This is a genomic window from Xylanimonas oleitrophica (assembly GCF_003244315.1).
GTDB lineage: Bacteria > Actinomycetota > Actinomycetes > Actinomycetales > Cellulomonadaceae > Xylanimonas_A > Xylanimonas_A oleitrophica.
The window spans coordinates 304,841-321,392 of sequence record NZ_QKWH01000001.1 but is presented as its reverse complement, the minus strand read 5'-3'; the positions used below and the strand labels follow the sequence as shown (position 1 = coordinate 321,392).

At 74.8% G+C, this 16,552-nt stretch carries 15 protein-coding genes; 3 read left to right on the top strand and 12 right to left on the bottom strand.

Annotation, left to right across the window (positions count from 1 at the left end; translation table 11 throughout):
* Positions 1–21: 21 nt before the first annotated feature.
* On the bottom strand, positions 22–1,212 hold the full coding sequence (gene dapE / locus DNL40_RS01480) for a succinyl-diaminopimelate desuccinylase (RefSeq protein WP_111249452.1): 1,191 nt from the start codon (positions 1,210–1,212) through the stop codon (positions 22–24).
* Positions 1,213–1,248: 36 nt separating this feature from the next.
* Between dapE and dapD the strand changes: the two genes are divergently transcribed.
* Positions 1,249–2,256, top strand: a complete 1,008-nt coding sequence (gene dapD, locus DNL40_RS01475) for a 2,3,4,5-tetrahydropyridine-2,6-dicarboxylate N-succinyltransferase (RefSeq protein ID WP_111249451.1) — start codon at positions 1,249–1,251, stop codon at positions 2,254–2,256.
* A 136-nt stretch (positions 2,257–2,392) separates the two neighbouring features.
* Complete coding sequence (locus DNL40_RS16285; protein ID WP_179950884.1) at positions 2,393–3,328, top strand: hypothetical protein; 936 nt, start codon at positions 2,393–2,395, stop codon at positions 3,326–3,328.
* 82 nt (positions 3,329–3,410) lie between these two features.
* Here the strand turns inward: DNL40_RS16285 and DNL40_RS01465 are convergent, their stop codons facing one another.
* The 7 genes from DNL40_RS01465 to fdxA all read right to left on the bottom strand — a co-directional run bounded on the left by DNL40_RS01465 (position 3,411) and on the right by fdxA (position 10,788).
* A complete protein-coding gene (locus DNL40_RS01465) occupies positions 3,411–4,484 on the bottom strand; it encodes an ABC transporter ATP-binding protein (RefSeq protein ID WP_111249450.1) in 1,074 nt (357 codons plus the stop codon).
* Between the two features lies 1 nt (position 4,485).
* Positions 4,486–5,289, bottom strand: a complete 804-nt coding sequence (locus DNL40_RS01460; protein ID WP_245885628.1) for an ABC transporter permease — start codon at positions 5,287–5,289, stop codon at positions 4,486–4,488.
* A gap of 116 nt (positions 5,290–5,405) precedes the next feature.
* Positions 5,406–6,341: an ABC transporter permease gene (locus DNL40_RS01455; RefSeq protein ID WP_425450742.1), complete on the bottom strand. Its 936-nt coding sequence runs from the start codon at positions 6,339–6,341 to the stop codon at positions 5,406–5,408.
* Between the two features lie 5 nt (positions 6,342–6,346).
* Positions 6,347–7,474 (bottom strand): ABC transporter substrate-binding protein, encoded by a 1,128-nt coding sequence (locus DNL40_RS01450; RefSeq protein ID WP_111249876.1) that lies wholly within the window; start codon positions 7,472–7,474, stop codon positions 6,347–6,349.
* 213 nt (positions 7,475–7,687) lie between these two features.
* Positions 7,688–8,998, bottom strand: a complete 1,311-nt coding sequence (locus DNL40_RS01445; protein WP_111249448.1) for a citrate synthase — start codon at positions 8,996–8,998, stop codon at positions 7,688–7,690.
* A 310-nt stretch (positions 8,999–9,308) separates the two neighbouring features.
* On the bottom strand, positions 9,309–10,454 hold the full coding sequence (gene dapC, locus DNL40_RS01440; protein ID WP_111249447.1) for a succinyldiaminopimelate transaminase: 1,146 nt from the start codon (positions 10,452–10,454) through the stop codon (positions 9,309–9,311).
* 16 nt (positions 10,455–10,470) lie between these two features.
* Complete coding sequence (gene fdxA, locus DNL40_RS01435; RefSeq protein ID WP_111249446.1) at positions 10,471–10,788, bottom strand: ferredoxin; 318 nt, start codon at positions 10,786–10,788, stop codon at positions 10,471–10,473.
* A gap of 149 nt (positions 10,789–10,937) precedes the next feature.
* Between fdxA and DNL40_RS01430 the strand changes: the two genes are divergently transcribed.
* Positions 10,938–11,225: a DUF6725 family protein gene (locus DNL40_RS01430; protein ID WP_111249445.1), complete on the top strand. Its 288-nt coding sequence runs from the start codon at positions 10,938–10,940 to the stop codon at positions 11,223–11,225.
* Positions 11,226–11,294: 69 nt separating this feature from the next.
* Here the strand turns inward: DNL40_RS01430 and DNL40_RS01425 are convergent, their stop codons facing one another.
* Genes DNL40_RS01425 through DNL40_RS01410 form a run of 4 tightly spaced genes read right to left on the bottom strand, consistent with a single transcriptional unit; the run spans position 11,295 to position 16,496 of the window.
* A complete protein-coding gene (locus DNL40_RS01425) occupies positions 11,295–12,299 on the bottom strand; it encodes a prephenate dehydrogenase (RefSeq protein ID WP_245885565.1) in 1,005 nt (334 codons plus the stop codon).
* Positions 12,296–13,246, bottom strand: a complete 951-nt coding sequence (locus tag DNL40_RS01420; protein WP_245885564.1) for a prephenate dehydratase — start codon at positions 13,244–13,246, stop codon at positions 12,296–12,298. Before DNL40_RS01420 ends, DNL40_RS01425 begins: the two co-directional genes overlap by 4 nt.
* The gene (locus DNL40_RS01415; protein WP_111249442.1) at positions 13,243–14,133 is read right to left on the bottom strand and encodes an ACT domain-containing protein; all 891 of its coding nucleotides are present in this window, start codon (positions 14,131–14,133) and stop codon (positions 13,243–13,245) included. The genes DNL40_RS01420 and DNL40_RS01415 overlap by 4 nt, the downstream gene beginning before the upstream one ends.
* Positions 14,133–16,496, bottom strand: a complete 2,364-nt coding sequence (locus DNL40_RS01410; RefSeq protein WP_111249441.1) for a VanW family protein — start codon at positions 16,494–16,496, stop codon at positions 14,133–14,135. The genes DNL40_RS01415 and DNL40_RS01410 overlap by 1 nt, the downstream gene beginning before the upstream one ends.
* Positions 16,497–16,552 lie beyond the last annotated feature (56 nt).

Below are 16,552 nucleotides of genomic sequence, written 5' to 3'. Positions count from 1 at the left end.
CTGGAGCCTACGGGTGCCCGATCACGCCTCGCCCGCCGGGCCCGTCCCGAGCAGCCAGGCCCGCAGCGCGTCCCGGCACAGGGCGAGCTGGCGTACCGGCACGTGCTCGTCGTCCTTGTGCGCGAGCAGCGGGTCCCCGGGGCCGAAGTTCACCGCCGGCACCCCCAGCTCGGCGAACCGGGCGACGTCGGTCCACCCGTACTTGGGCTTGGGGGCGCCGCCGGTGAGGGCGAGCACGGCGTCGGCGAACTCGCGGGCGAGCGGGTCGTCGAGCCCGGGGCGGGCACCGCTGGCCGCATCGGTCACCTCCACCTCGAACCCGTCGAAGACCTCACGCAGGTGGGCCTCGGCACCGGCGAGAGACAGGGCCGGCGCGAACCGGTAGTTCACGGTGACGGTGCAGCGGTCGGGCACCACGTTGCCGGCCACGCCGCCGGAGATCCCGACGGCGTTGAGCCCCTCGCGGTAGACCAGCCCGTCGACCTCCACCTCGCGCGGCTCGTAGGCCGCCAGGCGGGCGAGCACCGGCGCGGCGGCGTGGATGGCGTTGCTGCCCGTCCAGGCCCGCGCCGAGTGGGCGGCGACGCCACGGGTGCGCACCTCGACGCGCATGGTGCCGTTGCAGCCGCCCTCGATACCGGCGTCGGACGGCTCGCCCAGGATGGCGAAGTCGCCCGACAGCAGGTCGGGGCGGTGGCGGGCCAGGCGGCCCAGGCCGTTCTTCTCTGCCTCGACCTCCTCGTTGTCGTAGAACACCCACGTGACGTCGCTGGCCGGCTCGCTGCCCGGGCGGCCCAGCTCGGCGGCGAGCGCCAGCATGACGGCGACCCCGCCCTTCATGTCCACGGTGCCGCGGCCCCACAGCGCGGCGTCGTCCCCCTCGCCCACCAGCCGGGTGGGCAGGTTCGGCGGGTCGCTCAGCGGCACGGTGTCGATGTGCCCGGCCACGACGACGCGCCGGGCCCGGCCCAGAGCGGTGCGCGCCACGACGCAGTCCCCGTCACGGACCACCTCCAGGTGGGGCTCGGCAGCCAGGGCCGCCTCGATCGCGTCCGCGAGCGCCGCCTCTCCCCCGCTGACCGACTCGGCGTCGCACACCGCTGCGAGCAGCCCCACGAGGTCGGTACCCGGTCCGTCGACCGCCTCCTGCACGAGGGCACGCAGGTCGGTGCCGGGCCGGCGGGGAGCGGGTGCGGTGTCGGTGGAGGGCATGCCGCGACCCTAGCGTCCGTCGGTAGGGTTGCCGCCATGAGCGACACCCGCACCGCCGCCCGTACCGCGTGGGGCTACGGCCTCGCCACCGTGACCGTCCCGGAGCTGCTCGGGACCGAGGCCCCCTCCACCCTGGACGTCTGGTACCCGGCCCCGGCCCTGGGCGAGCCGGCGCACAGCGCCCCGTCGCAGGGGGCGCCCGAGGAGCGCGACTCGCTCGAAGCGCTGGTGGGCCGGGACGAGGCCCGCGGCGTGGAGACCTCCGTCGTGCGCACCGTGGTCGACCTGGACGCCCCGCCGGCGGACGCCGCCGACGCCTACCTGCGCCTGCACCTTCTCTCGCACCGCCTGGTCGCCCCCAACACGATCAACCTCGACGGCATCTTCGGCGTGCTCACCAACGTCGTCTGGACCGACCACGGCCCGTGCGCCGTCGACGGGTTCGAGACCACCCGTGCGCGGCTGCGTGCGACGAGCGGGCGCCCCGTCACCGTCTACGGCGTGGACAAGTTCCCGCGCATGGTCGACTACGTGGTGCCCTCCGGCGTGCGCATCGCCGACGCCGACCGCGTGCGCCTGGGCGCCCACCTGGCCCCCGGCACCACCGTGATGCACGAGGGCTTCGTGAACTTCAACGCCGGCACGCTCGGCGCCTCGATGGTCGAGGGCCGCATCGCGCAGGGCGTCGTGGTGCACGACGGCGCCGACATCGGCGGCGGGGCGTCCATCATGGGCACGCTGTCGGGCGGCGGCACGGAACGCGTCGTCATCGGCGAGCGCGCGCTGCTGGGCGCCAACGCCGGCGCGGGCATCGCCCTCGGGGCGGACTGCGTGGTCGAGGCCGGCCTGTACGTCACCGCCGGCACCAAGGTGACCGTGCTGGGCGAGCAGGGTCCCGACGGCGGACCTCGCGTGGTCAAGGCCCGCGAGCTGTCCGGTGTCCCGGGCCTGCTCTTCCGCCGCAACTCGTCGACGGGCACCGTCGAGGTGCTCGCCCGCGGCGGCGTCGGCATCGAGCTCAACGCGGCGCTGCACGCCCAGTGACCGCGGCCCCGGCCCCTCTCCCGTCACCGCGCCCACCCGCCTCGGTGCTCCCATGACGCCTCGTCCCCCAGCCCGGCCCGGCGGACCCCTGTCCCCCGCGCGGCTCGCGCACGGCAGGCGCCGCCGACGCCGGCGCGTGGTCGGCGCGCTGACCGCCGTCGTGCTCGTCGCGGCGGGGACGGGCGCCGTCGTCCACCTGGTGGACCGGCTGGGCGCGCGACCCGTGTCCGAGCGGTGCGCGGCAGACCTCGACGGCACGGACTGGTACCTGTCGCTGGTGCAGGCCGAGAACGCGGCCCTCGTCGCGGGGACGGCGCTGCAGCGCGGCATGCCCGCACGCGCCGCCACGATCGGCCTGGCGACGGCCCTGCAGGAGTCCAAGCTCGTCAACATCACCTACGGCGACCGTGACTCCCTGGGGCTGTTCCAGCAGCGCCCGTCCCAGGGCTGGGGCACCCCGGAGCAGGTCCAGGACCCGGTGCACGCCACCGGGGCGTTCTACGACGCCCTCGCACGCGTCCCCGGGTACGAGGAGATGGAGGTCACCGTCGCAGCCCAGACGGTGCAGCGCTCGGGCTTCCCCGACGCGTACGCCCAGCACGAGACCCGGTCGCGTGCGTGGGCGTCAGCCCTCACGGGCCACTCCCCCGCCGCCCTGTCGTGCGAGCTCGACCCCGTGCCGGACGACGAGACCCTGGCCTCGGACGTGGCCGTGCAGAGGCTCCAGGAGCGGGCGCTGCGGGACCTCGGGCTGCCCGCCGAGGCCCTGCGCGCCGGCGAGGACGAGGACGGCGTGGTGCCCGTGACGGTCGACGCCGCCGGGCTGCCCCTGGACGAGGCCGCGGCCGCCGCGTGGGCCGTCGCCCACTGGGCCGTGGCCACCGCGTCCGTCACCGACGTGGTCGAGGTGCGCGTGGAAGACCGCCTCTGGACCCGCGAGGGCGCCGTGCGCGCCGCCCGCGACTACCGGGACGCCTGGGAGCGCGCGGACGGGGCCGGGAGCGGTGCGGGGGACGGAGAGAGCGACGTGCAGGCCGGCACCGTCGAGCTCCGGGTCGCCGTCACGGACTGAGCGGCAGCAGCCGGCCCGCACCGAACCACCCGCACCGGGCCGCATGCACGCCGACCCGCCGCGCAGCCCGCCGCGCGGTGGGTCAGCGGACGGCGACCGGGACGTCGTCGAGCGCCACCCGCACGGTGTCGCCGAAGCCCACCTTGTCCTCCGCCCGGTGCTGCACGCGCACCAGGTCCCCGTCGACCGTGCGCACCAGGGTGCGGCGCAGGCTGCCGAGGAACATCGACTCCTCCACCGTGCCGGGCACCCCCTGGGTGGCCGTCGCGTCCAGGAGACGCACGTTCTCCGGGCGCAGGAACGCCTCCGCCGGGCCGTCGGCACGGTCCCCGAGCACGGGCACCACCGTGCCGAGCACGTGGGCGGCGCCTCCGGTGACCTGGGCGGGCACCACGCTGGACAGGCCGACGAACGCGGCGACCGTGGGGGTCGCGGGGCGCAGGTAGAGCTCCTCGGGGGTGCCGAGCTGCTCGATGCGCCCGGAGTCCATGACGGCGATGCGGTCGGAGACGGCGAGCGCCTCCTCCTGGTCGTGCGTGACGAAGATCGTGGTGATCCCGAGCCGCAGCTGCAGCCGCCGGATCTCGTCCCGCAGCCCGGAGCGCACCTTGGCGTCGAGCGCGGACAGCGGCTCGTCGAGCAGCAGCACCTTGGGGGCGGTCACGAGGGCGCGGGCCAGGGCGACGCGCTGCTGCTGGCCGCCGGACAGCTGGTGCGGGTAGCGCTCGGCCAGGTGTCCCAGGCCCACCAGCTCCAGCGCCTCGGCGGCCCGGCGTGCGGCCTCGGCCCGGGGCACCCGGCGTCGGCGCAGGCCGAACATCGTGTTCGCCACCACCGTCAGGTGCGGGAACAGCGAGTACGCCTGGAACACCATGCCGATGTCACGGCGGTGGGTCGCCACCCCTGACACGTCCTGGCCGCCGATGCGCACGGCGCCCTCGGTGGCGTGCTCGAGGCCGGCGAGCACGCGCAGCGCCGTCGTCTTCCCGCAGCCCGAGGGTCCCAGCAGCGACACGAGCTCGCCGGGCCGCACCTGCAGGTCGAGGCCGCGCAGCACCCGGGTGGACCCGTAGTCCTTGACGACGCCCTCGAACGTGACGGCGACCCCTTCGCGGGCGAGGACGGCGGGCTCGGCCGACGTGGCGGTGGTGGTCATCTCAGGGTCCTTCCGTACGGGCTCCGCGGCCGCCACGCGCCCCGACCCGCCCGATGAGCAGGAGCAGCACGAGCACGAGCAGCAGGGAGAGCAACGACAGGATCACCGCGGCGTACGCGTCCTGCCGGTTGACGACGAGCAGCGCGGTCTGCAGGTTCTGCCGCGCGAGCAGGGAGGCGATGGTGAACTCGCCGAGCACCACGGCCACCGAGATGAGGGAGGCCGCGAGGAGACCGCCGCGCAGGTTGGGAGCCAGGACGCGCAGCAGCACCGTGGGCCAGCCGGCGCCGAGCGTCCGCGCGGCCTCGGCCAGCGTGCGGACCCCGGTGGCGTCGATCGACGCCTGGATGGCCCGGTAGGCGTACGGCATCGCCGTCACGCCGTAGGCCAGGGCGAGGGGCCACACCCCCGTGCCGAAGGTGCGCCCGATGAACAGGTACACGGGCGCCAGGCCCACCACCAGGACGATCGCGGGCAGCGAGATCGGAAGCAGGGCCACCAGCTCCAGCGGGCGGCGCAGCGCGGGGAACCGCAGCGTCACCAGGATCATCGTGGGCGCGAGCAGCAGCAGAACGATCGCGACGGTCACGGCGGCCAGCACCAGCGAGTTGCGCAGGCCCTGCCACAGCGGGGCGTACCGCGCGGCGTTGTCCGGGTCCAGCAGGGCCGCCCAGCGGGCGAGGGAGTGCCCGTCCCCGTCGCGGAGCGTGAACTCGAGCATCGACAGGATCGGGAGGGCGAACAGCCCGCCCACGACGATCGCGACCGCCCAGCGCGTGACCGGGCCGGGGCCCAGACCTCGCACCTGGCCGTGCCGTCGTTCCGTGCGCCCCCGCTCTGCCGGTGGCGCCGCGTGCGGCTCGGGCGCGGCCCCGGTCGCCGGCTGCGGCACGGGGGCGGGCTGGGCGACGTCGGCGGCGCTCACGGCTGCCACCTCGCGGCCCGGCGCTGCACCAGCGAGTACAGCCACATCACCACGGCCATGACCACCACCATGCCCAGCGCGAGCGCGCCGGCCAGGTTCTGGCGGCCCAGCACCGTCTCGCTCACGAGCGCGGCACGGATCTGCAGGGGCACGATCTGTGCTCCCTGGCTGGCCAGGGCCGCCGCCGTGGCGAAGGAGGAGAACGCGTTGGCGAACAGCAGCAGGAGGCTCGCGAGGAACGACGGCGCCAGCACGGGCAGACCGACGTGCCGCCAGAACCCGGCACGTGTGTCACCCAGGGTGAGCGCGGCCTCGTACCACTGCCGCTGCAGGCCGGCGAGGGCCGGCAGGAACGTGATGACCATGAGGGGCACCTGGAAGTAGACGTAGGGCGCGATCAGCCCCGGCACGTCGTAGATCCACGCGCCGCTGGCGAAGATGTCGAGGCCGAAGGAGTCGCGGAGCCACACGGTGACCATGCCCTGCAGGCCGATCGTGGCGATGAAGGCGAAGGCGAGGGTGACCCCGCCGAACTGTGCGAGCACGCTCGAGGCGGCCTCGACGAGCGTCCGTGCCGGGTGCCCGGACCGCAGGCCGAGCAGGGCGTAGCAGACGGCCGCACCGAGCACCGCGCCGATCAGGGCGGTGAGGGCGGAGAGCCACAGGGAGGCGCCGAAGGTCCGCAGGATCACCGGGTCGCCGAGGGCGCTGAGGTTGTGCCAGGTGAAGCCGCCGTCGCGGTCCAGGAACCCGGTGCCGACGGCGAGCGCCGTCGGCAGCGCCAGGAACAGCAGCACGTACGCGGCGAAGGGCACCAGGCCCAGCGCCGCGAGCAGCCCCGTCCGCGGCCGGGGCGCCCGGGCGGGGTCCGGCCGTCCCTCGTGGCGGGCGGGCACGCCCACGGCGGGTGCCGTGGGCGTGCCCTCGCTCACGGTCGTCACTGGACGGCCGCGGCCCAGGTCTGACCGAGGAGCTCACCGGCGGCCGTGCTCTGCTCCTGCGTCGGCACGACAGTCTCGGCCGGCGGCTCGGGCAGCGCCGCGTACAGGTCGGCGTCGATCGTGCCAGCGGCCTCCATCGCCTCGGCGCGCACCGGGCGGGCACCGCCCTTGAGCCACAGGTTCTGGACCTCGTCGCTGTAGAGGAACTCCTGCCACAGGCGTGCGGCGGCCGGGTGCGGGGCGTCCTTGTTGATCGCCTGGTTGTAGTACCCGGCGTACCCGGTGCCGGGCAGCACGACCGTCTTCCAGGCGGCGTTGTCCGACTGGTGCGCGGCGTTCAGGTAGTCCCAGTCGAACACCACGGGGGTCTCGCCCGAGGCGACGGTGGCGGTGGTGACGTCGACCTTGAGCAGGTTGCCGGCCTTCTGGAGGTCACCGAAGAAGTCGACGCCGGCCTGGAAGTCGTCGAGGGTCCCGCCGTTCTGGACGGTGGCCAGCCCCACGGCGGCGAACGCGGCGCCAGCCTGGGTCGGGTCCCCGTTGAGCGCCACGGCACCCTTGTACTCGGGCTTGAGCAGGTCCTGCAGCGAGGTCGGCTCGGGGAACTTCGAGGAGTCGTACCCGATCGACATGTAGCCGCCGTAGTCGCCCACGAACAGGCCGGACGGCTCCTTGAGCTCCTCAGGGATGTCGTCCCACGTCTGCACCTTGTAGGGAGCGAAGACGTCGGTGTTCTCCAGGGCGACGGCCAGGCCCAGGTCGAACACGTCGGGCGCCGTGTCCAGGCCCTTGTTCGTCTTGGCGGCCTGGATCTCCTCGGCCGAGGAGACGTCGGGCGACTGCTCGTTGACGGTGATCTCCGGGTACCGCTCCTTGAACAGGTCGATGATCTCGCCGTAGTTGGCCCAGTCGCGGGGCAGGGCGATGACGTTGAGCGCGCCCTCGGCCTTGGCGGCGGCCTCGAGGTCGGCGAAGGTGCCGAAGTCGGCGAGCGAGGTGGCCGAGGCGGCAGCAGCCGACGTCTCGGACGCCTCCGAGCTCGCGGAGCAGGCGGACAGGGCCAGCGCGGCGGCCGCGGCGAGCGCCACGGCGCCCGAGGTGCGGCGCGCGGTAGTGCGAAGCATGAGGTCTTCTCCCGTGGTGCGGCGGGCGGCCGTGCCGGTGCGGCACGCGGTCACCCTGGTCGCCTGGACGCTAGGCCCGGGCGGTGAACTGCCGCCGCCGCGCAGGTGAACGATGGGCGACCGCCCGGCGTCCGCGGGTACTTCACCCGGTGCACGACGACGGCCCCGTCCCTGGTGGGGACGGGGCCGTCGTCGTGCCTGGTGCGCGAGGCGTCAGCGCTGCTCGGCGGGCACGTAGTCGCGCTCGGTGGCGCCGGTGTAGATCTGGCGCGGGCGGCCGATCTTCGTCGACGGGTCCTTCATCATCTCGCGCCACTGGGCGATCCAGCCGGGCATGCGGCCCAGCGCGAACAGCGGCGTGAACATGGCCGGCGAGAAGCCGATGGCCTTGTAGATCAGGCCCGTGTAGAAGTCGACGTTCGGGTAGAGCTTGCGCTCGACGAAGTAGTCGTCGTTGAGGGCGATCTCCTCGAGCCCGAGAGCGATGTCGAGCAGCTCGTCCTTGACGCCGAGCGACTCGAGCACGGCGTCCGCGTGCTTCTTCACGATGGCGGCGCGCGGGTCGTACGACTTGTAGACCCGGTGCCCGAAGCCCATGAGGCGGACGCCGTCCTCCTTGTTCTTCACCTTCTTCATGAAGGTCTCGACGGAGTCGCCGCCCGAGCGGATGCGCTCGAGCATGAGCAGCACCGCCTCGTTGGCACCACCGTGCGACGGGCCGGACAGGGCGTTGATGCCGGCGGCGACGGAGGCGTAGAGGTTCGCGTTCGAGGAGCCCACGATGCGCACCGTCGACGTGGAGCAGTTCTGCTCGTGGTCGGCGTGCAGGATGAGCAGCTTGTCCATCGCCGAGGCGACGACCGGGTCGGCCTCCCACTGCTGGTACGGCACGGCGAACGACATGCGCAGGAAGTCCTCGACGTAGCCGCGCGCGTAGTCGGGGTACAGCAGCGGCTCGTCCGTCATCGAGCGGTGCACGTACGAGGTGATGGTGCGGATCTTGGCGAGGATCAGCACGGTGGCCAGGTCGACCGCCTCGTCGTCGTGCGGGTCGAGCGACTCGGGGTAGAACGTGGCGAGCGCGTTCATGGCCGAGGCCATCACCGACATGGGGTGGCCGCCGCGCGGGAACGCCGAGAGGAACGCACGGAACTGCTCGGGCACGAGCGTGTGGCGGTTGACCCGCTCCGTGAACGCCTCGAGCGCGGCCGCGTCGGGCAGCTCGCCGTAGACGAGCAGGTAGGCGACCTCGAGGAACGTGGACCGCTCCGCGAGCTGCTCGATCGGGTAGCCGCGGTAGCGCAGGATGCCCTGGTCTCCGTCGATGTACGTGATCGCCGACGAGGTCGACGCGGTGTTCATGAAGCCGGGGTCGTAGGTGACCAGGCCGGTCTCCTTCAGGAGCGACGAGACGACGATCCCGCCGTTGCCCTCGCTCGCCTCCACGGTGGGCAGCTCGAGGCTGCGCTCGCCGGCGGTGAGCTCGACCTTGCTGCCCGGCACGGACTGCGGGGTAGTCGTCATGGTGTCCTTCCTGGCGAGCAGGGGCTCCGGTGTGGCGAGTCCCTGCGCTGGTACGTGGCGCACGCCGTGGCTGCGTGCTCGGCGACGTCGCCGCGGCACCTCGCCGCCGACTCGCGTCGGCATCGTGCGCAAGGGCAGCGTCGGCCTGGGGTGAAACCTACCCCCGCCGAGCCTCATCATTCCAATCCGGAGTGCACACCGGATGCTCACATGCTCCCGTGATCCCCGCCTCTCGGGCAAGAGGTGGGCAGGAACTCGTCAAAGCTCGATCCTGCCGCGACCATGCGGCGGTGCAGCGACGCCGGTCGGGTCATTCGCCCCGGAGCCGGCGCGCGGCGTCCTCGACCGCGTCGTCGGGCGCCGTCAGCGCGACCCGCACGTGCTGCGCCCCGGCCCGGCCGTAGAACTCCCCGGGTGCCACCAGGATGCCCAGCCGCGCCAGCCGGGCCACGAGCTCCCGGCTGCCGGGCGCGTCCTGCGGGTCGGCCGGGCGAGCCCACAGGTACAGGCCCGCCTCGGAGTGGTCCACCACCCACCCGGCGTCCCGCAGCGCGCCCAGCAGCACCTCGCGACGCCGCCCGTACAGCGCCCGCTGGGCGTCCACGTGCGCGTCGTCGTCCAGCGCCGCACGCATCGCCTCCTGGACGGGGCGCGGCACGATCATGCCCAGGTGCTTGCGCGTCGCCAGGAGATCCGCCACCAGCCGCCGGTCCCCCGCCACGAACGCGGCACGGTAGCCCGCCAGGTTCGACTGCTTGGACAGCGAGTAGGCGACCAGCAACCCCTCGTGGGAGCCGCCCGCGACCTCCGGGTCCAGCAGGCTCGGCACCCGCGACACGCCGCCAGGCCCCACCCAGCGGTCCGCCCACGGCAGCTGGGCGTAGCACTCGTCCGAGACGACGACGGCACCGAGGGCACGCGCCGCCTCCACCACCCGGCGCAGCCGCTCGGGGCTCGCCACCGCGCCCGTCGGGTTCGACGGCGAGTTGACCCACACCAGCCGCACGTCGGTGCGCCCGGCCCACTCCTCGACGTCGTCGGTCGCCAGCGGCGTCGCCCCGGCGAACCGGGCACCGACGTCGTACGTGGGGTAGGCCACCGCGGGGTGCACCACGACGTCCCCCGGCCCCAGGCGCAGCAGCGACGGCAGCAGCCCCACCAGCTCCTTGGAGCCCAGGGTGGGCAGCACGCCCGCCGGGTCCAGACCGGGCACCTGGCGGCGGCGCGCGAACCACGCCGCGACCGACTCTCGCAGCGCAGGCGTGCCGTACGTCAACGGGTACCGGGGGGCGTCCGACGCCGCGGCCAGCGCGTCACGCACCACGGCCGGGGTCGGGTCCACCGGCGTGCCGATCGACAGGTCGACCAGCCCGCGCGGGTGGGAACGAGCCGTGGCGGTCACGTCCGCCAGGGTGTCCCACGGGTAGGGAAGGTCGCGGAGGTCAGCGAGTCCCATACGAGGTGCCGGCCGCTCAGGCCTGCGGAGGCAGGGCCTCGATCACCGCGTGGTCCTTGTCGATCTGGCCCATCTTCGCGGCACCGCCAGGCGAGCCCAGGTCGTCGAAGAACTCCACGTTCGCGTTGTAGTAGTCCTTCCACTGCTCCGGCACGTCGTCCTCGTAGTAGATCGCCTCGACCGGGCACACCGGCTCGCAGGCACCGCAGTCGACGCACTCGTCCGGGTGGATGTACAGCGAGCGCTTGCCCTCGTAGATGCAGTCGACAGGGCATTCCTCGATGCACGCCTTGTCCTTGACGTCGACGCACGGCTGGGCGATCACGTAGGTCACGAGGGGAACCTTCCGTCACGATGAGGGGGCCGCGCGGCGCGAGCGCCGCGGCGGCCGCACGAGGATGCACGGTCTTGTCCGAACTCTAGTATCGCCCCCGGGGCCCCGGACGCCGGGTCCTGGCCCCACCGTCTCGAAAGGTGGTCCGTGTGAGCGACGACACGCCCGCGTGGCGGCACCTGCCGGCGGGAGCCCGCGTCGTGGTGCGCCGACGCCTGTCCCCGGACGAGGCCCGCGAAGCGCGCGACGCCGGGCGGGGAGCGGTGTGGACCGACGTCATCGGCGTCGTCCTGGAGACCGACGACGCCGGGCTGCGGCTGCGTACCGACGCCGCGTCGTCGGGCCGCTCCGACGAGGTGCGGGTGCCGGGGCCGGCCATCGAGGCCGTCAAGCGCATCCCGCCCCGCCCGCCACGGCGGGCACCGCGGCACCCCTGACCGCCCAGAGCACCAGGGCGCCGCCCGCACCGCGGACGCCGGCCGACCGCAAGCAGCGTCCGGCGGGGGCTACAGGCCCAGCAGCACCTCGTCCGCCGTCATGCCCACCACGACCGCCCCGGCCGCGCACCGCTCGCGCAGCGCTGCTGGCCAGTCGCCCGCCAGGGCGACCGGCGGCTCGTCCTGCACGCCCCGCGCCCGCGCCGCCCCGGGCTCGGCCGGCATCTCCCGGCGGACGGCGCGCACCCCGTCCGCCGCGTGGAAGAACCCGTGCACCGGCGCCCCCGTCTCCAGCGCCGCCACCAGCATCTCCAGGTCCCGCACCGCCCGGCGCAGCGCGGGCGCCACCCAGGCCGCGTTCTCGACCACCATCGCCTCGGTCCGGGCCGGGTCCGTGAGCGCGACCCGGGTGCCGTCCCGGAAGCTGCCGGCGGCCAGGCCCAGCGCCACCTCCCGCACCGGGGTGCCCGCCACCGCGTTGAGCAGCTGGGTCGCCAGCACGTGGGGCACGTGGCTGACCAGGGCGGCCGCCTCGTCGTGCAGCTCGTCCGTGAGCACCGCCACCGTGCCCTCGAGCGGCCCCGTCAGCAGGCGCAGCAGCGCCGCCAGGCGCCCGCCCGCGGTCGCCCGGGTCACCGTCACCGCCCACGGCACACCACGCACGAGGTCGGCGCTCGAGGCACCGAACCCGCTGCGCTCGGTGCCGGCCATGGGGTGCGCTCCCACGTACCGCTCCCCCAGGCCGGCAGCCTCCACCGCGCGACGCACCGGTCCCTTGACCGAGCCCACGTCGGTGACGGTCGCGTCCGCCGTGCCGGCCACGTGCCGAGCCACCTCCCGCGCGGTGGGCTCCATGACCCGCAGGGGCACTGCCAGCACCACCAGGTCGGCCCCGGCGAGCACGCCCGGCACGTCGTCGGCCGTCTCGAGGCCCGCGTCCCGCGCCGCGTCCAGGGCGGCGGGGTCGGCGTCGTAGCCCACCACCGCCAGCCCTCGCGCGTGCAGGAGCCGCGCGAGCGAACCGCCCACCAGCCCCAGCCCCAGCACCGCGACGCGCGAGACGTCCGCGCTCACCACAGCAGCCCCCTCGCCTGCGCCTCGGCGTCGTCGCCCGCCACGACGCCGGCCACCGGCACGTGGTCGGGCAGCACGCCGTCCAATCCGCCGTCGCCCGGCTGGGCCGGGTAGGCGCCCAGCGTCTTGAGCGAGTCCCCGGCGGCCAGGAGGTCCTGGAGCAGCCCCCGCACCGAGGGGGCCCACGGCGCGGCGTCGAGCGTCACCACGAACACGTACTGCAGCGCCCGGGCCTTGAGCGGCCGGGTCACCAGGCTCGACATGTTCACGCCCCGCTCACCGAACGCCGCGGTGACCCGCGCCAGCACACCGGGTCCCGTCACCACCGGGGTGATCGCCAGCATCGTGCGCCACTGCGCCGCCACGGACGCGCCCTGCTCGCGCGCCTGCGCCAGCACGGCGGCCGCCTCGTCCCGCCGCGCCAGCACCAGGAACCGCGTGCGCGCGCCGCCCACGTCCTCCACCGCGGACGCGAGCCGCTCCAGGCCGTACAGCTCACCGCACAGCCGGGGGCCGAACGCCACCTGGTGCGCTGCCACGTCCCGGCACGCCGCGGCGTTCGACGGCGCAGGCACCGGCCGCAGCCCGCGCTCCGCCACGAACCGCGACACCTGCGCCAGCCCGTGCGGGTGGGCCACAGCCTCCGTCAGCTCCCCGTGCCCCGGGCGCACGAACGCGTCGAACGACACGGGCAGCACCACCTCGTCGACCGCGACGACGCCGGCGCTGCCCACCAGCGCGTCCAGCGAGGGCACCACGTACCCCTCCACCGAGCTCTCGATCGCCACCACGCCGCGGTCCGCCGCGCCCGAGGCGACGGCGTCGTGCACCTGGGCGACCGTGTCGAGCGGGCGCTCCACCACGGTCTCCCCAGAGCGCCGTCCCCACCCGCGCACCGCCTCGTGGGTGAAGGTGCCCTCCGGGCCGAGGTACGCGACCGTGGTCACGCGCCGGCCCACCGTGGCGCCAGCGCCTGCGGTCCCGGCACGAACTCCGAGCCCGGCAGCACCGCGAGCGTGCGGTGCGCGACGCCGCGCGCGTCCAGCTCGGCCACCAGGGCGTCGAGCACCTCCACGCGCGGGCAGCGGAACGACGTGAAGAACACGTGGGGCCCCAGCGCGGAAGGGTGCGAGCGCAGGTGCTGCAGGTCGATCCCGGCCTCCGCGATCACCGCCAGCGTCGGCTGGAGCGAACCCCGGTGGTCGTCGTAGGGGCCGAACGCCAGCCACACCTGCGCCGGGTCCTCGAAGCGCGGCCACTCCTCGCGCGACTCCAGGAGTCCGTACCAGACGGGCGGGAGAGCTGCCAGGTGCTCGGCGCCCGGCAGCTCCGTCAGCGCCGCCGGCACGCGGGACCGCTCCAGGACGAGGGACCCCGAGGGCCCCGCCACCGCCAGGCGCTCCTCGACCGGCGTGCGCGTGGGCACCAGCCGCGGCGAGACGCCCAGCGTGCGCAGCAGGTCGCGGCAGTCGCGCAGACCAGCCTCGTCGATGACGACCGCCCCGCCCGTCGCCCCCGGGCGACCCACCCACGTCCACTGGGACGGCACCGCGACCGCTGCCGTGAGGATCAGCGACGCGTCGCCCGCCAGGAGCACCTGCTCGAGGCCCGGGGCCGGAAGCTCCGGGTGCCCCACGTGGACGACGGCAGCGAGGTCCGCGATGCTCGCGACCGTCGCCAGCGTCTCCGCCGAGGTGCCCAGGTCCAGCAGCTCCACCTGCTCGTCGGCACCCGCGTCGCTCTCCGGGCGCACCCCGTGCACGCCCGACCAGCGGCCCAGGTGCGCCGCGAGCGCCGCATGGGCGGGCGACTCGCGCTCGGTACGGCCCAGCATCAGCCGTCCGCCGGCGCCGGCGCGCCCTCGGCAGGCGGCGGTCCGGTGGGCTCGGGGGCCGCGCAGACGATCCCGTTGTCAGGCTTGTAGGTCCAGGAGTACGTCTCGTCCTTGACCATCCGCCCCTCGAGGAACACCTGGCGGAAGTACGAGATCGCGAACCCGTCGTTGCCCTTCGGGTAGCTCTCGCAGCCGGGCCCCGACTTGGTGACCACGGTGGCCGGCACGATGTTGCGCTTCTCGCCCGACCGCTCCTTGACCTCGTAGTACTTGGTGCTCCAGATCTGCACGTGCAGGCGGCCGTCGGCCACCCACGACTGCATGAGCGCTCCGTAGGGGGTGTCGTTCTTGAACCGCATGTCGATCGAGCCCACGTAGATGGTCGCCTCGCGCCCTGCCGGGTAGCGGGAGAACCAGTACGAGTGCTGGCGGTGCTCGACGTCCTCGAACCCGGCGAAGAACCCGGCGTTGTACGTGGTGGTGGCCATCTGCGACAGACCACCGCCCACGCCCTCGGTGTGCAGGCCGTTGCTGACCACGCCGGCTGCATAGTAGCCGTTGGCGACCGTGATGGGCGAGAGGGTGTCCAGGAGCGAGAAGGTGGCGCCCGGCTCGATCAGGGTGCCGTTGACCAGCTGCGCGCCGCGCACGAGGTTGCGGGTACGGACCGGCTCGCTCGTCAGCGGGGTGCTGAAGCTGCTCACCACCTCCTTGATCCCGAGCTTCTCGAGACCCTCCCGCGTGTGCTCCGGGTCCCGCTCCACGAGCTCGACGCTCGCCGTCCGCTCCGTCCCGAGCGCGGCGGTGCGCACGGCCTCCGCGAGCGCGGCCGGGTCCAGCGTGGTGCCCGGCTTGCCGCCCACGATCTGCGGGGTTCCGTTGACGAACTCGAAGTGCGCGTCGTCCGGCTCCGTGAGCAGGTTCCGCGTGCGGTCCACGACCGCCGTGACGAGCTTGTCCGCGTCGAGCACCGGGGCCAGCTCCCCGCCCGAGGGCTCGAACGACGCGAGCGCCGCGAGCGTCTGGGGGGGCAGCTCGGGCCGCTGGTCGCCCACCTGGACGACGACGGGAGCCGAGATCATGGTCCGTGCCTGCTCGAGGGCGGCGTCGGTCTTGGCCTGCGTGATCTCCGGGGCGACCGCCTCGGTGGGCAGCTCGTAGGGTCCCTGCTCCACGAGCCACTTCTCGCGCAGCACCGCCGTGGCGCCCTCGGCCTCGACGCGCGTGCCGTCCTGGGCGGGGGTCGCGACGGCCTCGCCGTCCGTGAACGCCACGGTGCCGTCGACCGGCTCGGTGGCGAGCCCGTCCACGAGCTGCTCCACGGTGGCGTCGAGGCGGGCGCCGTCGACCCGCACCACGGGATCGGTGTCGGCGCCGCCGGTCAGGTGCGCCCACAGCCGGCCCGGGGAGAGCGAGAACCCGGTCAGCCCGTCGACGGTGCCCGCGGCGTCGAACCGGAGACCGGCCGACGCCGGGTCGAGCGTCGTGGACGCCTCCCCGGCCACGACCTCGACAGGCTCGGCGGCACGTGGCCCCAGACCAGCCTCGAGCTGCGAGACGGCCTCGTCGCGCGAGAGGCCGCCCAGGTCGATGCCCGCGACGTGCGTGCCCGTCGGCACCCGGTCGGCGAACGCCCACTGGGCCCCGGCGTACACCCCGGCGAGCACGATCACCGCGACGCCCGCCCACAGGAGCGCCTTGGGGGCGCGGCTCGGCTGACCGTCGCCCACCAGGCCGGAGAGCGGGTCCGCCGGCGGGGCGCCAGGCCCTGACGCGCCCGCGGGCACCCCGGGGGCGGTGCCCAGGCCCGCCTGCGCGGGCGGCACGGCCGCCGGCGGGGCGTCCTTGCCCCGTCCCGCGCCCTGCGCTGCGCTCGCCGCGGGGCCGGCCGCGGGGCCGGCGATCGTGCCGACCACCGCAGGCAGCGCCATCGTGGGCTCGCCCTCGGAGTACTGCGCCGTGGGGACGGCAGGCTCCTCGGGCCGCTCGTACGCCTTGACCGGGGGCACGTACGGCGTCTCGTCGTCGTCCTGCGCGGCAGCCGACGGCTCCGAGGGCGCCGAGGGCGCCGGGCTCGTCTCCTGCGCCGGGGCGGGCGCCTCGTCGCCGTCGTCCTCGGGCGCCGCAGGGCCGTCCGCGCTCCCGGACGCCGCAGGGCCGTCCGCGCTCCCGGACGCCGCAGGGCCGTCCGCGCTCTCGGGCGCCGCGCTCCCGGGGCGCGCCTCGTCCGCGTCCGGCGGCACGGACGAGGTCTGAGCCGGGGTGCTCGGCTCGGGGACGGCGTCGTCGGCCGTGGACCCGGCGTCAGGTCCGGCTGCGGTGGTCGGCTCGGGCGCGTTGCCGCGCTCGGTCGGGTGGCCCATCGGCACGCTCCGTGCGGTGATGTTCTGCGGCCGCCGCCGGCAGGCGGCAGCCCGGG